This window comes from Lapillicoccus sp. (genome assembly GCF_025353065.1).
Taxonomy (GTDB): Bacteria; Actinomycetota; Actinomycetes; order Actinomycetales; family Dermatophilaceae; genus Lapillicoccus.
The window spans coordinates 25,395-41,776 of sequence record NZ_JANXRJ010000322.1; the positions used below are offsets into that span (position 1 = coordinate 25,395).

Genomic DNA, 16,382 nt, shown 5'->3' on the forward strand with positions numbered 1-16,382 from the left:
GCTACCGACCTCCGATGGCGCCGTCAGCGGCGAGGGCGTCGAGCTGGGCCTCGTCGTAGCCGAGCTCCCGGAGGACGGCGGTGGTGTCGGCGCCGGGGGGCCGGCCGGTGAACCGGGTGGGGGCATCCCCCTCGGACATCCGGAAGAGCGCGCCCTGCATCGCGATCTCCCCCAGCTCCTCGTCGTGGACGCGTCGGACGGTCCCGATCGCCTGGAGCTGCGGGTCGGCGACGATGTCCGCGGCCGTGTAGACCGGCGCGACGGCGGCCTCGGCCCGCTCGAACTCCTCGAGCACCTCGTCCCGGGTGTGCTGCCCGATCCAGCCGCCGACGGCATCGTCGAGCTCGTCGGCGTGCTCGGCGCGGGTATGACCCGAGGCGAACCACGGCTCGGTCACGAGGTCGGGTCGCCCGACGAGTCCCATGACGCGCTCGGCGATGCTCTGGGAGCTCGTCGAGACGGCCACCCACTGGTCGTCGCGGGTGCGGTAGGTGTTGCGGGGGGCGTTGTTGACCGACCGGTTGCCGAGTCTCGGCTGGAGGGTGTGCAGCTGGTCCCACTGGGTGATCTGTGGTCCGAGCATCGCCATGATGGGTTCAACGATGGCGACGTCGATGACTTGTCCGCGACCGGTCGACGCGCGTTGGTGGAGCGCCGAGGTCACGGCGAACGCGGTTGCGAGAGAGGCGATTCCGTCAGCCAGGCCGAAGGGGGGCAGCATCGGCGGACCGCTCGGGTCACCGGTGGCGGCGGCGAAACCGCTCATCGCCTCGGCGAGCGTGCCGAACCCCGGGCGCCGGCGGTAGGGGCCGACCTGCCCGAATCCCGTCACCCGCGCGAGGACGAGCCCGGGGTTGTCGGCGGAGAGGGTCGCGTAGTCGAGGCCCCACCGCTCGAGAGTGTCGGGGCGGAAGTTCTCCACGACGACGTCGGCCGTCGTCGCCAGCCGACGGAAGGCGTGCGCGCCGCCGACCGACGAGAGGTCGAGCTGCACGGTGCGCTTGTTGCGGCCGAGCGTCTTCGACCAGAGGTTGTGGCCGTCCTTCTCGGGTCCGTGGCCACGGGCGGGATCCGGGCGACGTGGGTGCTCGACCTTGACGACGTCGGCGCCGAGGTCGCCGAGGTGCATCGCGGTCATCGGCCCGGCGAACAGGGTCGAGGCGTCGACGACCAGCAGGTCGGCCAGGGCCCCGGTCACGGAGCGGTCTCCGGAGCGGTCTCCGGCGCGCCGGCCGGGTCCGGCAGGTCCCAGGCGAGCCGGAACCCCACGGTCGTCGAGCGAGCCAGGCCGAAACCGGGCACGAGGTACTTCGCGGTGAAGTCGGGCGTGCGCCGACCACCGTCGAAGTACCACGACGATCCCGTGCTGGCGTGGTCCGCGCCACCCTTGAGCATGACGAAGCGCGTTCTACCGTCGGAGTGCTCGCTCTCGGTGAGATTCCAGACCCATGGGGTGAGGCGCCGCGTCCCCCCGCCCTCGACCGCGAGCTGCCACTCGTCCTCGGTCGGGAGCCGGCCCCCCACCCAGGCGGCATACGCGCGGGCGTCGGCGAGGTCGACCTCGGTGACAGGTCGTTCGGAGTCGGTGCCGTCGCCGTGGATCCAGGCCGGCGTGCGGCCACCGGGGACGGCCGGTGCGTGACCGGTCGCGGCGATGAAGGCGGCGAACTCCTGCTCACTGACCTCCCGGACGGCGACGGCTACCGGCCGCTCGAGGACGACGTCGCGTTCGAGGGTGCGCAGGTCGTGCAGGCGTGGAGGCAACGGCTTCCACTCGTCGACGAACGGCGCACCGGCATACATGCCCACCTCGCGACAGCGGTAGCGCACCGTGAGGACGTGCTCGCCGGCGGGCACGACGACGTGGGACCGATCGGGCCGCGCCGTCGAGGGGGCCGGCACGACCCGCCGGGCGCGGCGATGGGGGAAGGCGGACGACAGCCGGGTGGACGGCTCCTGCGTGAGCCACGAGGCGTCGTGCGCACCCGCGACCGTCCACAGCCCACCGATCCCGTGGGCGGGGACCACGACCTCGACGTGCTGGCCGCGGGTCGGCCGAGCGGCCTTGACCCCTGCCCCCACGTCGTATGCCGTGTCGTCACCGTCGACCGCGATGGTCACCACCCGGTCGACCTCGCTCCGGTTGATGAGTGCGTCGAGCCGCTGACCACCGGAGGTGAACCGTGACCCGAACACCCCGCCGCCTGCGCCACCGGCCCCAGGTCGACGAGAGGGGTCCACTCCCCGCGGGTGAGGAGATCGTGGAGGGCCCGCTGCGCCGCGACCATCCGCCGCAGGGTGTGCGCGTCCCGGTCGTTCCAGCCGACCCAGACACCGAAGACGACCTCCCACACCATGACGCCGATCCCGTTGACCCAGGCCGACTGCAGCTCCTCGTGGTGGGTGCGGTGCCACCGGCGCACGTGGTGCATGAGGTGCCGCCGGTCGGCGAGGTGCGAGCGCACGACACCCGGGACGGGAGAGTCCGCGAACCACTGCGCCCACGAGAGCGGATGGTCGACGAGTCGGGGGATCGGGACGGTGGACTCCCCCTCCACGGCGACTCCGGGTCGGGCCGAGGCCAAGCACTCGAGGAGGGTGCTGCCACCCTCCTTGAGGGTGTCGAGGAAGACGCCGTCGATCCCGAGGTCGGCCACGAGGGCCGCGAGCTCGGTCCCATCGGGACCCGCCCTCGCGGTCCCCGTGTCCCAGGGGTTGTAGTCGACGAAGACCTTGACGCCGAGGGCATGGAGGTCGTCGACGAGCCGGTCGAGACCGGCGACGTCGCGGTAGAAGTCCCACTGGTTGCGGTCGTCGAGGCCGAGGACGGGATAGCCGTGCCAGAGGACGATCCCGTCGAAGCCGCCGAACCGCGTCCGACCGTCGGCGACGAGGCGCTCGGGCGTGAAGGTGTGGGTGCTGGCGTCGTAGAGCAGCTCGTCCCACAGCCAGACCTGGCTGACGACATAGCAGGCCGACGCCCAGGCGAGGTCGGGCCGCTCGTAGATGCCGGGGTCGAGGTGGTGGCGCACCCGCACCTCGGCCCGCCAGCGGCCGAGCTGGGCCCGCCACGCCGGCCACTCCGCAGGGTCGTCCGGGGCCGCGATGATCTTGGCGTCGTCGAGACCGGCGAGGTCGGCATGAGGGTCGAGCGGCACCGGCTGCGGCAGGTCGAGCAGACGCGGCACGAGCGGGTCGAGGTCGTCATCCACGAGCGGGTGGCTCCGACCGGTCGGACGGGGCGGCAGGCTCCGCGGCATACACCTGACGCACCTGCTGGAGCGTCTCGCTGCGGGTGGGCACCGACGACTGGGCACCGTGCCGCTGGACCGCGAGCGAGGCCGCGGCGCTCGCGGCCCGCATCGCCGCGACCTCTGACGCACCGTGGGCGAGCCACGCGGCCAGCACGCCGCAGAAGGTGTCCCCGGCAGCGACCGTGTCGATAGCCGTGACGCGGGGCGCGGGGACCACGACGTCCGCGGCTCCCTTGCGCAGCAGGCGTGCACCCCTGGCGCCGAGGGTGACCAGCACCGCGGGGAACCGGTCCGTGAGGTGGGTCAGGGCGGCCTCGAGGCCGTCCTCGGAGCCACCGGCGAGGTCGACGGCCTCGTGCTCGTTGACGACGAGGAGGTCGATCTCGCCGACGAGATCGTCCTGCAGCGGCGCGGAGGGGGCGGCGTTGAGCACGAACAGCGCCCCGGGCCGTCGCGACCTCGCGGCGGCCGCGACGACGTCCTGCGGGATCTCCAGCTGGGAGAGCACCACGTCCGCGGCGCCGATCGCGGCCATCGCCTCGGGACCGAGCTCGACGGAAGCATTGGCACCGGCGGCCACGATGATCGTGTTCTCCGCGTGGGCGTCGATCGTGATGAGGGCGGTCCCCGTGGGCAGGTCCCCGCGTCGGGACACGGCGCTGACGTCGATGCCATCGGCGACCAGGTCGGCGAGCAGGGTCGCCCCGTCGCCGTCGTCGCCCACCGCGCCGACCATCGAGGTCCGGGCCCCTCCTGCCCGGGCGGCGCCCACCGCCTGGTTGGCTCCCTTGCCGCCTCCGCTCCGGGACAGGGACCGGGCGAGCAGCGTCTCCCCGGGCCGGGGGAGCCGTTCGCAGGTCACGGCGATGTCCATGTTGACGCTCCCGACGACGACGACGGAGGCCGCGAAGGTGGGCCGGCTCCGCATCGGTTCACCCGTGTCGCTGTCGCTGGGCTGGTCGGGCTGGTCGGGCTGGTCGGGCTGGTCGGTCACGACGTCCTCGATCGGTTGCTGGTGCTGCTGGCGATGCTCGGGTGGCGGGGGGTGCGCGGACGGCTGGGGACACCGGGGCGGGGCGCGAGCGCGACGAGTGGCGCGCTGGACTCGCGGACGACGAGCCGGGGGGCCACCCGCTCGGTGCGGAAGGGGATGCCGGGGGCGGCGATCCGGTCGAGGAGCAGCCGGGCCGCGATCCGACCGCGTTCGCGGGCGCCGAGCGACACCGAGCTGAGCGACGGGCTGAAGACCCGGGCGAACTGGGTGTCGTCGATGCCGACGACAGCGAGCTGCCGCGGCACCCGTCGGCCGGCGCTGGCGGCACCGCGCATCACGCCGAAGGCGAGCAGGTCGTTGGCCGCGATGACCGCGTCGGGTCGGCCGCGGGGACTGATCGACTCCACCTGGGACCAGGCCGCCTCGCCGGCGGTGACGGTGAACCCGTCGGCCTGGATGATCCGACCCGCGAGCCCGGCTGCGGCACAGGCCTCCTGGAAGCCCTCGAGCCGGGCCTGCCCCGGCGCGGTGTCCGGAGGACCGTTGACGAAGGCGATGCGCCGCCGACCGCTCTCGAGCAGGTGCCTGTGCGCCAGGATGACGCCGGCGCGCGAGTCGGTGCGGACGACGTCGAGGGGCACCTCGTCCCCGAGCTGTCCGATGACCACCACGGGGACGGGGAGGGCGACCAGCGCGGCGACGAGCTCGGGGGAGCGCCGCAACGGACTGATGATCAGGGCGTCGGCGTAACCGCGAGACAGACTGTGGACGAGCGCCAGCAGATCGGTGGGGTCGTGGCCCGTGGATGCGACGAGCAGCCTTCCGCCAGAACCCGACAGGCCGTCCTCGACCCCCTGCATCATCTCGGTGTAGACGGGGTTGCCGACGTCGTCGACGGCGAAGGCGACCTGGAGCGTCGACCCGAGCTTGAGGGCGCGACCGGTGGCGTGCGGGACATAGCCGAGATCGGTGACGGCGGCACGCACACGTTGCTGCGTCTCGGACCTGGCGGACTTCCCGTTGAGCACCCGCGACACCGAGGCGATGGACACCCCGGCCTGCGCCGCCACCTCGACGATCGTCGGGCGGCCGCTCATCGGGCGCGCACCCGCGCGGCGACCGCGAGGGTCCGGGCGGCCAGGTCACCGAACGAGGATCCGTCGGCGCCGGGGATGGAGGTGGAGAGCCGGTCGTGCAGTGGGTCGCTCCACCGGGCGGCGATGCCCTCCGGTCCGGCGACGGCGCCGGCGACGGCTCCGACGGTCGCGCCGTTGGAGTCCGTGTCCCAGCCACCCATGACGGCGAGGCAGACGGAGCGGTCGAAGTCACCCGCACCCGCACTCAGGGCGTAGGCGACGAGCGCGGTGTTGTTGAGGCTGTGCACCCAGTGCATGCCGGCGTAGTCGGCTTCGAGCGCGGCATACGCTTCGGTGGGTTCCGTTGTCGTCAGGGCGAGCTCGCGGCCCCGGCGGATCGCCGACGCCATCCGGCTCTGCGGGGGCACCACGGACGCGCCCACGTCGAGCACTGCCTCGATGCCGGAGCCCGTCACCGCCTCGGACGCCATCGCGGCGACGAACATCGCGCCATAGAGGCCGTTGCGGGTGTGGCTGACGGCCGCGTCCCGCCAGGCCCACTCGGCCGCCCGGAGCGGGTCTCCGGGGCTGACCCAGCCGTAGAGGTCGGTGCGGATCTGGGCACCGATCCACTCCCGGAAGGGGTTGCGCACCCGCGCGCTCCGGGGAGGCGAGAGGCCGTCCAGGAGGTTGCGGTAGGCGATCCGCTCGGCCGTGAAGGACCGTCCGGCCGGCAGGTCGAGCAGCCAGCCCTGAGCGACGTCGTCGGAGGTGAAGTCGGCGCCGTGCTGCTCGAGGACCCGCAGCGCCATGATCGTGTAGTTGAGGTCGTCGTCCTCCGGTGCGCCGTGGATGTTCTCCTCGAGGCTGGTCGGGCGGCTGGCCCGGTTCCACGGCCACCGTGCCGACACCTCCGGATCGAGACCGACTGCCGTGAACCAGCGCTCGAGCGGCCACCGACCCGTCGACCGGAGGATCTCCTCGATGCCGGCGCGGGGGATCTTCTCCACCGGTTTGCCGAGGACGCACCCCACGGCTCGGCCGAGCCAGGCGGACCGCAGCCGCATACCGAGCTCCGGTCCGTATGCCGCGCCGCCACCGCTCGTGCTGCCGCGGACACCAGACATGACGGAGACGATGTCGTCCCAGTCGCTGGGTTCGTCGGCCGCACCGGGATCGGGCAGGTCGTCGAGCTCGAGCAACAGCGTCCCGGCGAGCGCGCGCTGCGCGGGGGTCGCCACCTCGGGCGACGCCCCACCGCTGGGCGGGTCCGCGACCCCGCCGGCAGCGACCCACGTGCTCTGGATCCGCTGCAGCGCAACGGGATCGCGTCCTTCTCGGGTGGCCTGCCACAGCTCGTGGCGGACGAGGTCCTCGGGCTGGACCCAGGTCAGTCGCATCGGCGGCGTCACGCCCCCCGGGTCGCTGGCATCGGCGTCGAGAGGAGGCTCTCCACGGAGCGGCGACGACGGATGAAGGCGGCCTCGTCGGCCGCGAAGATCTCCTGCGTCACCGCAGCCATTGTCAGGCCACCGGAGCGCAGGTCGAGACGCGAGGCGGTCCCCACCCTCTCGACCCACTCGGCGGGCACGGCGGACTCCCCACCGAGCGCGCCGGCGATGGCGCCACCCATCGTCGCGATGGAGTCCGAGTCCCGTCCGTAGTTCGTCGCGCCGAGGACGGACCCGCGCACGTCCCCCTGCGTCACCCTCAGGAAGCCGAGCGCAACGGGCAGCTCCTCGATGGAGCGCAGCCGGCTCGGCCGCCGGGAGTCCTGTGCCGGTTGACGGTAGACCTCGCCGACCGAGTCGAACGGCGTCACGGCGGCACGCAGGACCGGGATCGCCTCGCGCCAGTCGGCGCCGGGGACGGCCGCAGCGAGGACCGCGTCGATCGCGTCCCGGGTGCCGTCGTGAGCGAGGGACGAGGCCGCCGTCAGGACGGCATCGACGGTGGCGTCCGGCGCCATCGCGGCGGCGACCGCCGCGGCGAAGACCGCTGCGGCCTCACGCCCGTAGCTCGACTGGTGCGCCCCGGTCATGTCGATCGCCTCGGCATAGGCCCCCTGGGGGTCACCGGCGTTGGCGATCCCCACCGGCGCCATGTACATGGCGGCGCCGCAGTTGACGACGTTGCCCACGCCGGCCTCCCGGGGGTCGACGTGCCCGTAGTGGAGCCGGGTCACGAGCCACTTCTCGGCGAGGAACACCCGCAGCAGCGGGACGGTCTCGCGCTCCAGCTCGGGGATCCAGGTGACCTGGTTCATCATCAGCGGCACGAGGTCGTCGGCCATGTCGAACGCGGTGAGATGGCGCCGGTTCTTCGCGTAGACCGCGACCAGCAGGTTGGTCATCAAGGTGTCGTCGGTGACGTGGCCGTCACCCTTGTGATATGGCGACATCGGCTTGGCCGTCCGCCAGTCGGGCATGAAGTAGTCGACGATGCCCTCGACGTAGCCGTCGTAGCGCTCGAGGATCTCGGCAGCGCTGCGGCCCTCGGTCGCCCCGCCGATCGCGTCGCCGACCGCCGCGCCCGCGAGCGCGCCGATCGCCTTGTCCTCGAGTGCGCTCATCGGGTCCTGCCCGTGCTCATCAGATCCTGCCGGGCGCTCGTCGGGCTCTGCCCTGTCCTCATCCGTTGGCCTTGGCCCAGCCGTCGGTCAGGCGCTTGGACAGCGTCGTCGCGTCGATCTTGCCGGCGAGGAACTCCTGGTAGGCGGGGGTGGCCGTCTCGGTCTTCCACTGGGGGAACTTGTCGGCCTTGGCCCAGGGGGCGTCGACGAGTGAGGGGCCGGAGTCGAGGATGGCGTCCCAGCCGTGCTTGCCGGCCAGGTCCTTCTTCACGATGGCGGCCGCCGAGGTCGTGACGGGGATGAGGGCGTCGCCCTCGGCGATCTTGGCGAGGTTCTCCGCCTTGAGGTAGTAGGCGATGAACTTCATCGACTCGGCCTGATGGGTGCTCTGCCGGGCGATGCTCAGGGTCTGGGGGCCGGCGGCCTGGTTCTGGTTCAGGCCCTTGAGCAGCGGCAGCATGGTCCAGCTGAAGCCGGCCGGTGCCTTCTGCTCGATCTGCGTCTCGACGTAGTTGCCGGCCATGATCAGGCCATACTTCCCGGCGAAGAATCCGGGCAGGACGTCGCTGCCGCCCTGGGAGACCGAGGTAGGGGCCATCACCTTGGCGTCGAGCATCGCCTTGAGGCGACCCGGGACCTCGAGCTCCTTGGCGGTCACCGAGATCGTCGGCTTGGCCTCGTCGCCGGAGAAGAAGGTCCCGTCGAATGCGAGGCCCGAGGACATCAGGCCGGCGGTGGGGTTCTTCAGGCCCCAGGCGAGGCCATAGACGTCGCCACCGGTCGTCAGCTTCTTGGCGTTGCTCGCGAGGTCGTCCCAGGTCCAGGGCGAAGCGGCCGTCGGGGGAGTGATGCCGGCCGCCTTGAGGGAGCCGGTGTTGGCGAAGAGGTTGTAGACCTGGGCGATCGTCGGCACGCCCGCGATCTTGTTGTCGATGGTCACCGACTTCCACACCGACGCGGGCACGTCCGCCTTGAGGTCGGCCGGGAGCAGTGCGGTGAGGTCGGCCAGGTAGCCCTGTCGGCTGAAGCCGGCGATGTCGGCCGCCTCGTCGTGGATGACGTCCGGCGCCGAGTTGCCCGCGAACTGCGTGACGAGCTTGTCGTGCACCGAGTTGGGGTCGATCTTCTGGTAGTTCACGTGGATGTCCGGGTTGGCCGCGTTCCAGGAGTCCACGATCTCCTGGGTCGCCTTGACCGTGAGGTCCTGGAAGGCGTAGCTGGAGAAGGAGATGGTGACCTTCCCGCCGCTGGTCTGTTGCGCCCCGGTTGACGGTCCGCCCGTGCCGCTGATGCAGCCGGAGAGGGTGCCAACGAGAGTGAGCGCGGCGACGGAGGTGACGGTGACGGTGAGACGGCGGTTCACGAGCGGTCCTTTCGGAGATGGTGCGTGAGTTTTCGAGGGGGCCGGCGAAGGCCCGGCCGACGGGGCGAGGTCAGCCCTTGACCGAGCCCGACAGCATGCCGGACACGAGCTTGCGCTGGATGATCCCGAAGACGATCAGGCTCGGCAGGGTGGTGATCAGGGCGGTAGCGGCGAGCGGCCCGAGGTTGACCGACCCCTCCGCGCCGACGTAGCGGGCGAGCAGCAGCGGCGCCGTCTGGAGCGCGGGGTCCTGGATGATGACCAGGGCGAAGAAGAACTCGTTCCAGGCCGAGATGAAGGCGAACATCGAGGTCGCGACGAGGCCGGGCACCAGCAGCGGGAAGATGATCCGCCGCAGGACGACGGGCTTGCTGGCCCCGTCCGTGGCGGCCGCCTCCTCGAGGTCGCGGGGGATCGCGGCGACGTAGCCCTGGAGCATCCACAGCGTGAAGGGCAGCGCCCAGACGACGTAGACCAGAACCAACCCGACCAGGGTGTCGAGCAGCCCGAGGTTGCGCAGCACGATGAAGACGGGGATGACGATGAGGATGAAGGGGAAGACCTGGCTGACGAGAATCCAGCCGATCCCGACGTTGCGCACGACGCTCTTGTAGCGGGAGAGGGCGTATGCCGCGGGAAGGGCGATGACGGTCGTGATCACCGCCGTCGCGACGGCGACGACGAGCGAGTTGCGCAGCGCCGAGAGCAGCTGCGACTGCTGGAAGGCGGCCTGGAAGTTACCGATCGTCCAGTCGGTGGGCAGCAGGGTGGGATTGAGCCGACTGAGCTCCGGAGCCGACTTGAACGCGGTGGAGACCAGCCAGAGCAGCGGGAAGCCGAGGAAGACGACGTAGAGCAGCATCGCGGCATACTGCGCGGTGCGGGTGGCGGGGCTGGTGCGCATCAGATCGCTTCGCGCAGCTGGCGCCGCAGGTAGAGCCCCATGATCAGCATGATGACGATGACCATCGCGTTGCCGAGGGCCGAGGCGTAGCCGAACTCGCCGTTGCCGAAAGCCCGTTGGTAGGCGAAGAGCATCGGCAGCAGGGTGCGACCACCGGGGCCTCCCTCGGTGAGGACGTAGACCAGGCCGAAGGAGTTGAAGTTCCAGACGAAGTCGAGGGAGGAGATGGCGATCGCGACCGGACGGATCGCCGGCCACGTGACGGCGAGGAAGCGCTGCCAGGCGTTGGCCCCGTCGAGCTTCGCGGCCTCGTGGAGCTCGTCCGGGGTGTTCTGCAGGCCGGCGAGGAGGGCGATCGTCGTCTGCGGCATACCGGCCCACACCCCGACGACGATGACGGCGGGGAGGGCGAGCTCGAAGTCGCCGAGCCAGTTGATGTCGGTGCTGATGACGTGGAGGCTCTTGAGGGCGGCGTTGAGGATGCCGGCGTCGGGGTTGTAGACGAGCTTCCAGAGGATCGCGACGATGACCGACGGCATGGCCCACGGCACGAGCGCCAGCGGGCGGACGAGCCACTGGAACCGCAGACCGGCACTGAGGAGCATCGCCAGCCCGAGGGCGAGGAGGAACTGCAGGGCGGTCACGCTGAAGGCCCAGATGAGCCCGATCTTGAAGGAGTTCCAGAAGAGGTCGTCCTGCAGGAGCTTGGTGTAGTTGTCCAGCCCGTTGAACCGGAACTGCACGTTGTAGCCGGCCTTCGCGTCGGTGAACCCGAGCCAGATCCCGTTGAGCAGGGGGTAGACGCTGAAGACCACGACAGGCACGAGGCTGGGCAGGAGCAGCAGCCACATCTGCCGCTGGTTGGACCGGCTCCGGCCGGATCTCACGGGACGCCGCCGCGCCGCCTCCGACCGCGATGGCTTCGCCGTCAGCTGCACCATGGGCGGTGTCCCCGTTCGTCGTCGTGGGAGCTCGTGCCGGATCCTGTTGCGGGCACCTTCTGTAAACGTTTACCGTTTGCTCGCCAGAAGTGTGTCCGGCTGCCCGGCAGATGTCAAGGCCCGCCCTGCCGGAGCAGAGCGGGCCGTGGTGACACGCCGGAGTGGAAGCCGAATCGTGATGTCGGTCAGCGCGGTTCGAGGACGAAGACCGGGATCTGGCGTTGGGTGCGCACCTGGTAGTCGGCGTAGGGCGGGTAGGCCTCGACGGCCCGCAGCCACCACTCGTAGCGTTCCTCACCTGTCAGCTCGCGGGCTCGCACCGGGACCTTGTCGGTGCCGTCCTGGATCTCGATGTCGGGGTCGGCGACGATGTTGGCGTACCACTTGGGGTTCTCGGGGGCGCCGCCCTGGCTCGCGACCGCGGCATACCGGCCGTCGTGCTCGACCCGCATGAGCGGCACCTTGCGGATCTTGCCCGACGTCGCGCCCCGCATGGTGAGGACGATGATCGGCAGGCCGCGCAGGTCGGTCGCCCGGGTGTCGCCGGCCTGCTCGATGGTCTCCACGTGGTCACGCACCCACTTCTCGGGGCTGGGGGCGTAGTCGTCGTCGGCGCTCATCCCCCAATGAGACCACGTCGACCCGGGGGATGCCCGGAACGTCCCTGTGGACAACCGGATCGGACCCCTCCGGAGACGGCAGGCTGATGGGCATGAGCTTCGACGACCTGCCTGATGACTGGAAGTCCCGACCCCTGACCGACCCGCGGCTCGCCGCCGACGTCGTCGACCTGTTCGTGCGGGACGACGACCGGCGGGCCGGGGCGGTGGCCGTGCTGGTGTGCGACGACGAGCACCGGCTGCTGCAGCCGGTGGTGGTGACGATGGACGCGGACCCGGTGCCCCTCGTGGACAAGCAGCTCGTGGTGGAGCGGTTCACGGAGCTCGTGGGTCACGGGCTGGGGTCGTCGCTGATCCTCGCCGTGGCTCGCCCGAGGGGGGCCTTCCTCACGGACGGTGACCGGGAGTGGCACGAGGTGGCGATCCGCGGCTGCCGCGAGGCCGGGATCGACCTGCTCGGGCTCTTCGTCGTCACCCGGCACACCGTCCGCGAGGTGGTCGACCCGGCCGACACGAGGCAGCGCCGGCCGGCCTGATCCGGGCTGTGGTCAGTCCACCAGGGCGCGCAGGCAAACGTGGTCGGCCTCGTCGAGCTGCATCGCAGACCTGGACCAGGGAGTTGTGGCTGGCCCGCGCCCGGGTCGGACCGGGCCGACCGCCGCCGGGACGGTCACCTCAGGCCACCTCGGCCCGGGTGCCGATGGGCCACCGGGGGGTGGCCGCCGCCGGTCGGACCGACTCGTACCACCGGGCCACCTGCAGCACCCCGACGTCGTCGAAGCGGCGTCCACCGATCTGGACGCCGATCGGCTTGCCGTCGGACGTGAAGCCGCAGTTGACCGTCGCGGCCGGCTGGCCCGACAGGTTGTAGGGCGCGGTGAAGCCGATGTGCGCCATCCCCCGGTCGTTCTCGCCGAACGGCATCGGCCACTCGGCCGGGAAGGCCACGTCGGGGGCGACGGGGCTGATCACGATGTCGTGGACCTCGGTGGCCGCCACGGTGAGCCGCTGGATCTCCATGATCTGCTGATAGCACCGCATGACGTCGGCGCCCGTGGCGTCGGCCCCGCCGCGCACCCAGCGCTGGATGAAGGGCAGCACTCGGGACTGCCCCTCCGGTTTGAGGGCGGTGAAGTCGCCCCACGAACGCACCCGCCAGAAGAGGTCGAGGTCCGCGAGGAGGGAAGGGGTCATGAACGGAGACATCGGCTCGATCCGGGCGCCGGCCGAGGCGAAGGCGTCGGCGACCTGACCCACTGCCGACGCCACCTCGGGGTTGACCGGCATCCCGCACCCGGCATCGAGGAGGATGCCGACCCGCAGCGCGGAGACGTCGGGGACGCGACCGAGCGTGAGGTCGAGCGCTTCGGACGGGAGCGCCGTCCAGTCGCGCGGGTCGGGTCGTGCGATGACCGACATCAGGAGGGTGGCGTCGTCGACGGTGCGCGCGAGCGGCCCGGCGACCCGGCCGAGATAGGGCGCCTCGAGCGGCACCCGGCCGGCACTCGGCTTGAGGGTGGCGAGCCCGAGCCAGGTGCCGGGCAGCCGGATCGAGCCGCCGATGTCCGTGCCGACGTGGAGCGGCGCGTAGCCCGCAGCAGCCGCGGCGCCGGCGCCCGCCGACGACCCGCCGGTGGTCCACCGCGGGTCCCAGGGGCTGCGGGTGATCCCGTGCCGGCTCGAGACGCCCGACGAGAGCATGCCCCAGTCGGGCATCACCGTGGACCCCACGACGACCCCGCCCGACTCGCTGATCCGATCGGCGATGGGGGAGTTGTGTCGGGGCACAACGGGTTCGGCGCCGGCGTGTCCCGCCGGCATGGGCACACCGGCTCGGGCGATGTTCTCCTTGAGGGTGACTGGTATGCCGTCGATGGGCCCGAGCGGCTCCCCCTCGGCCCACCGCCGCTCGCTGGCGCGGGCCTCGAGCAGGGCCGTCTCGGTGGAGCGCACCCAGTAGGCGTTGAGCTCCGGCTCGCGCTGGTCGGCGACCTGGGTCACCGCGGTGAGCACCTCGACCGGCGACAGCGACCGGGCGGCATACCGCGTCCGCAGCTCGGTGCCCGAAAGACGAGCCAGCTCGATCGCGTCCGACGACATGTGCTGCCTCCTGCTGCTCGAACCTTGACAACGCCACGGGGCCCTCGCCAGATTAGCGACTGCGCCCATGTCCACTGGTCCGACCACTCCTGAGAGCGATGTCGATGCCCGAGCTCCACGACGAGATCTTCCGTGCTGTCGACGCGCCCCGACCGGACTACTCCCGGCTGTTCCGGCTCGACGGCCGCACCGCCGTCGTCGTCGGTGGCGGTAGCGGGATCGGCCGGGAAGGGGCACTTGCCCTCGCCGCGCAGGGCGCTCACGTCGTGGTCGCCGACCGAGACCTGGCCGCCGCGCAGGCGACCGCGGACCTCGGCGCGGGCGGGATGGGCGGCGAGGGCGCGCCGGCTGGGCCGGGTGGGCCGGGTGGGCCGAGCGTCGGTGAGCTCACGGCATACGAGCTCGACGTCCTGGACGAGGCGGCAGTGGTGCGGGCGGCGGCAGACCTCGGTGAGGTCGACGCGCTCGTCTTCACCGCGGGCACCAACGTGCGCAAGCGGATCCTCGACTACAGCGGCGAGGAGTTCGACCGGGTGATGGGGCTCAACCTGCGGGCGGCGTTCGACCTCGTGCGGGCCTTCGGGCCGGGCATGGCGGAGCGCGGCCGGGGCAGCATCATCGGTCTCAGCTCGATGCGTGCCATCGCCGTCGAACCCGGCCAGGGTGTGTATGCCGCGACCAAGGCCGGTCTGCTCCAGCTGCTGCGGACGGTGGCGGCAGAGCTCGGACCCCGGGGCGTGCGCGCCAACACCATCGCGCCCGGCGTCGTCGCCACACCGTTGACCGCGCAGATCCGGGCCGACCCGGAGTGGGCCGACGCCTACGCGCGCAAGAACGCCTTCGGTCGGTGGGCGGCGCCGTCCGAGATCGCCGGAGCCATCGTCTTCCTGGCCTCCGACGCCTCGTCCTACGTCACCGGGTCACAGCTGGTCGTCGACGCCGGCTGGACGGCCATCGACGGCCGCTTCACCCCGCCGGGCTGAGCGGGCGAGCCGTGACCGACGACCGGGGACGAGCGACGTGGGTCCTGCACGACCACCGCGTGCCGCAGCCGCACTTCGACCTGCGGCTCGAGCAGGACGGCGTGCTGCGCTCGTGGGCCGTGCCCAAGGGGCTGCCGACGAGTCCGGGGCAGAACCGCCTCGCCATCGCCGTCGGCGACCACGCCCTCGACCACCTCGGCTACACGGACGAGACCAAGGTCATCGCGGACACCGGCTGGTGGGAAGAGGATTCACGCGACGAGCGCCGGTTCGTCTTCGTTCTCCACGGCCGGGAGCACGATCGCCGCTACGCCCTCATCCAGACCGAGGGCGACGGCTTCGCCGCCCGCGGCAGATCCGCCTGGCTCCTCCACCTCAGCAAGGACCAGCCCAGCACCCCCAACGACCCCCTTGTTGCTCCTGAGTGACCCGAACTGGGCATCCTGGGCCCTCATTCGGGCACTCCAGAAGCAACAAGCGGGGGGGGTGGGGTGGGGTGGGCGCGTCCGGGGGTGGCGAGGTCAGTGGCTGGAGGAGGTCTTCCAGAGGTTGATGCCGGACTCCACGGCATACCGGTCGATCTTGTCGAGCTCCTCGGCCGAGAAGTCGAGGTTCGAGGTGGCGCCGAGGCTGTCCTCGAGCTGCGTGACGCTGGACGCGCCGATGAGCACCGAGGTGACCCGCTTGTCGCGCAGGGCCCAGGCCAGCGCCATCTGGGCGAGCGACTGGCCCCGTGCCTTGGCCATCCGGTTGAGCGCCCGGATGTGCTTCAGGGACTGCTCGGTCAGCAGCTTGGGGGAGAGCGACTTGCCTTGTGCCGCACGGGAACCCGAAGGGATCCCCTTGAGGTACTTGTCGCTGAGCATGCCCTGGGCGAGCGGAGAGAAGGCGATGCACCCGGTGCCCGTCACCCCCAGGACGTCGAGCAGATCCTCCTCGATCCAGCGGTTGAGCATCGAGTAGGACGGCTGGTGGATGAGCAGCGGCGTCCCCATCGCGCGGAGGATCTCGACGGCCTCCGCGGTGCGCGCGCCGGAGTAGGAGGAGATGCCGACGTAGAGGGCCTTGCCCTGGCGCACTGCGGAGTCCAGCGCGCCCATCGTCTCCTCGAGCGGGGTGGTCTCGTCGAAGCGGTGGCTGTAGAAGATGTCGACGTAGTCGAGACCCATCCGCTCGAGCGACTGGTCGAGCGACGAGAGGAGGTACTTGCGCGAACCGCCGCCCTGGCCATAGGGGCCCGGCCACATGTCGTAGCCGGCCTTGCTGCTGATGATGAGCTCGTCGCGGTAGCGCCTGAAGTCCTGGGCGAAGATCGTCCCGAAGTTGCGCTCGGCCGAGCCGTAGGGCGGACCGTAGTTGTTGGCCAGGTCGAAGTGCGTCACCCCGAGGTCGAACGCCCGGCGCAGGGTCGCGCGCTGGTTGTCCATCGCGACGTCGTCGCCGAAGTTGTGCCAGAGGCCGAGCGACACGGCGGGCAGGTCGAGCCCGCTCGTCCCGCACCGGCGGTAGGGGGTCTGCGAATAGCGGCTACGGGCCGCCTGGTAGTCATCGGCGTGGAGGGTCATGCCCCCATCC

16 protein-coding genes are annotated in these 16,382 nt (G+C 71.4%); 3 read left to right on the forward strand and 13 right to left on the reverse strand.

Features of this window, described 5'->3' with window-relative positions:
* Nucleotide 1: 1 nt before the first annotated feature.
* The 11 genes from Q0R63_RS23540 to Q0R63_RS23590 form a co-directional block, all read right to left on the reverse strand.
* Nucleotides 2-1,198, reverse strand: a complete 1,197-nt coding sequence (locus Q0R63_RS23540) for a CoA transferase (protein ID WP_295702664.1) — start codon at nucleotides 1,196-1,198, stop codon at nucleotides 2-4.
* A complete protein-coding gene (locus Q0R63_RS23545; protein WP_295702666.1) occupies nucleotides 1,195-2,124 on the reverse strand; it encodes an SUMF1/EgtB/PvdO family nonheme iron enzyme in 930 nt (309 codons plus the stop codon). The genes Q0R63_RS23540 and Q0R63_RS23545 overlap by 4 nt, the downstream gene beginning before the upstream one ends.
* Nucleotides 2,118-3,212 (reverse strand): hypothetical protein, encoded by a 1,095-nt coding sequence (locus tag Q0R63_RS23550; protein WP_295702668.1) that lies wholly within the window; start codon nucleotides 3,210-3,212, stop codon nucleotides 2,118-2,120. Before Q0R63_RS23550 ends, Q0R63_RS23545 begins: the two co-directional genes overlap by 7 nt.
* Nucleotides 3,205-4,248, reverse strand: a complete 1,044-nt coding sequence (locus Q0R63_RS23555) for a ribokinase (protein ID WP_295702670.1) — start codon at nucleotides 4,246-4,248, stop codon at nucleotides 3,205-3,207. The genes Q0R63_RS23550 and Q0R63_RS23555 overlap by 8 nt, the downstream gene beginning before the upstream one ends.
* Nucleotides 4,245-5,345: a LacI family DNA-binding transcriptional regulator gene (locus tag Q0R63_RS23560; RefSeq protein WP_295702672.1), complete on the reverse strand. Its 1,101-nt coding sequence runs from the start codon at nucleotides 5,343-5,345 to the stop codon at nucleotides 4,245-4,247. Before Q0R63_RS23560 ends, Q0R63_RS23555 begins: the two co-directional genes overlap by 4 nt.
* Nucleotides 5,342-6,736, reverse strand: coding sequence for an ADP-ribosylglycohydrolase family protein (locus tag Q0R63_RS23565; protein WP_295702674.1), 1,395 nt, complete (start codon nucleotides 6,734-6,736; stop codon nucleotides 5,342-5,344). Before Q0R63_RS23565 ends, Q0R63_RS23560 begins: the two co-directional genes overlap by 4 nt.
* Nucleotides 6,733-7,896, reverse strand: a complete 1,164-nt coding sequence (locus Q0R63_RS23570) for an ADP-ribosylglycohydrolase family protein (RefSeq protein ID WP_295702676.1) — start codon at nucleotides 7,894-7,896, stop codon at nucleotides 6,733-6,735. The genes Q0R63_RS23565 and Q0R63_RS23570 overlap by 4 nt, the downstream gene beginning before the upstream one ends.
* Nucleotides 7,897-7,954: 58 nt before the next feature.
* Nucleotides 7,955-9,259 carry an extracellular solute-binding protein gene (locus Q0R63_RS23575; protein WP_295702678.1) on the reverse strand — a complete coding sequence of 435 codons (1,305 nt, stop codon included), beginning with the start codon at nucleotides 9,257-9,259 and terminating at the stop codon, nucleotides 7,955-7,957.
* Nucleotides 9,260-9,329: 70 nt separating this feature from the next.
* Nucleotides 9,330-10,163, reverse strand: coding sequence for a carbohydrate ABC transporter permease (locus Q0R63_RS23580; RefSeq protein WP_295702679.1), 834 nt, complete (start codon nucleotides 10,161-10,163; stop codon nucleotides 9,330-9,332).
* Nucleotides 10,163-11,104, reverse strand: a complete 942-nt coding sequence (locus Q0R63_RS23585) for a sugar ABC transporter permease (RefSeq protein WP_295702681.1) — start codon at nucleotides 11,102-11,104, stop codon at nucleotides 10,163-10,165. Before Q0R63_RS23585 ends, Q0R63_RS23580 begins: the two co-directional genes overlap by 1 nt.
* A gap of 185 nt (nucleotides 11,105-11,289) precedes the next feature.
* Nucleotides 11,290-11,724: a nitroreductase family deazaflavin-dependent oxidoreductase gene (locus tag Q0R63_RS23590; RefSeq protein WP_295702683.1), complete on the reverse strand. Its 435-nt coding sequence runs from the start codon at nucleotides 11,722-11,724 to the stop codon at nucleotides 11,290-11,292.
* A gap of 92 nt (nucleotides 11,725-11,816) precedes the next feature.
* Here Q0R63_RS23590 and Q0R63_RS23595 point away from each other — a divergent pair, with 92 nt between their 5' ends.
* Nucleotides 11,817-12,260, forward strand: a complete 444-nt coding sequence (locus Q0R63_RS23595) for a hypothetical protein (RefSeq protein ID WP_295702684.1) — start codon at nucleotides 11,817-11,819, stop codon at nucleotides 12,258-12,260.
* A gap of 139 nt (nucleotides 12,261-12,399) precedes the next feature.
* Here Q0R63_RS23595 and Q0R63_RS23600 read toward each other — a convergent pair whose 3' ends face one another.
* The gene (locus Q0R63_RS23600; RefSeq protein WP_295702686.1) at nucleotides 12,400-13,824 is read right to left on the reverse strand and encodes an amidase; all 1,425 of its coding nucleotides are present in this window, start codon (nucleotides 13,822-13,824) and stop codon (nucleotides 12,400-12,402) included.
* A 104-nt stretch (nucleotides 13,825-13,928) separates the two neighbouring features.
* On the opposite strand from Q0R63_RS23600, the gene Q0R63_RS23605 reads away from it, so the two are divergent.
* The gene (locus Q0R63_RS23605) at nucleotides 13,929-14,807 is read left to right on the forward strand and encodes an SDR family oxidoreductase (protein WP_295702688.1); all 879 of its coding nucleotides are present in this window, start codon (nucleotides 13,929-13,931) and stop codon (nucleotides 14,805-14,807) included.
* Nucleotides 14,808-14,818: 11 nt separating this feature from the next.
* Entirely contained in the window at nucleotides 14,819-15,235 is a 417-nt protein-coding gene (locus Q0R63_RS23610; RefSeq protein ID WP_295702691.1) for a DNA polymerase ligase N-terminal domain-containing protein, read from the forward strand.
* A gap of 93 nt (nucleotides 15,236-15,328) precedes the next feature.
* On the opposite strand, the gene mgrA is transcribed toward Q0R63_RS23610, so the two are convergent.
* Nucleotides 15,329-16,372 carry an L-glyceraldehyde 3-phosphate reductase gene (mgrA, locus tag Q0R63_RS23615; protein WP_295702693.1) on the reverse strand — a complete coding sequence of 348 codons (1,044 nt, stop codon included), beginning with the start codon at nucleotides 16,370-16,372 and terminating at the stop codon, nucleotides 15,329-15,331.
* Nucleotides 16,373-16,382 lie beyond the last annotated feature (10 nt).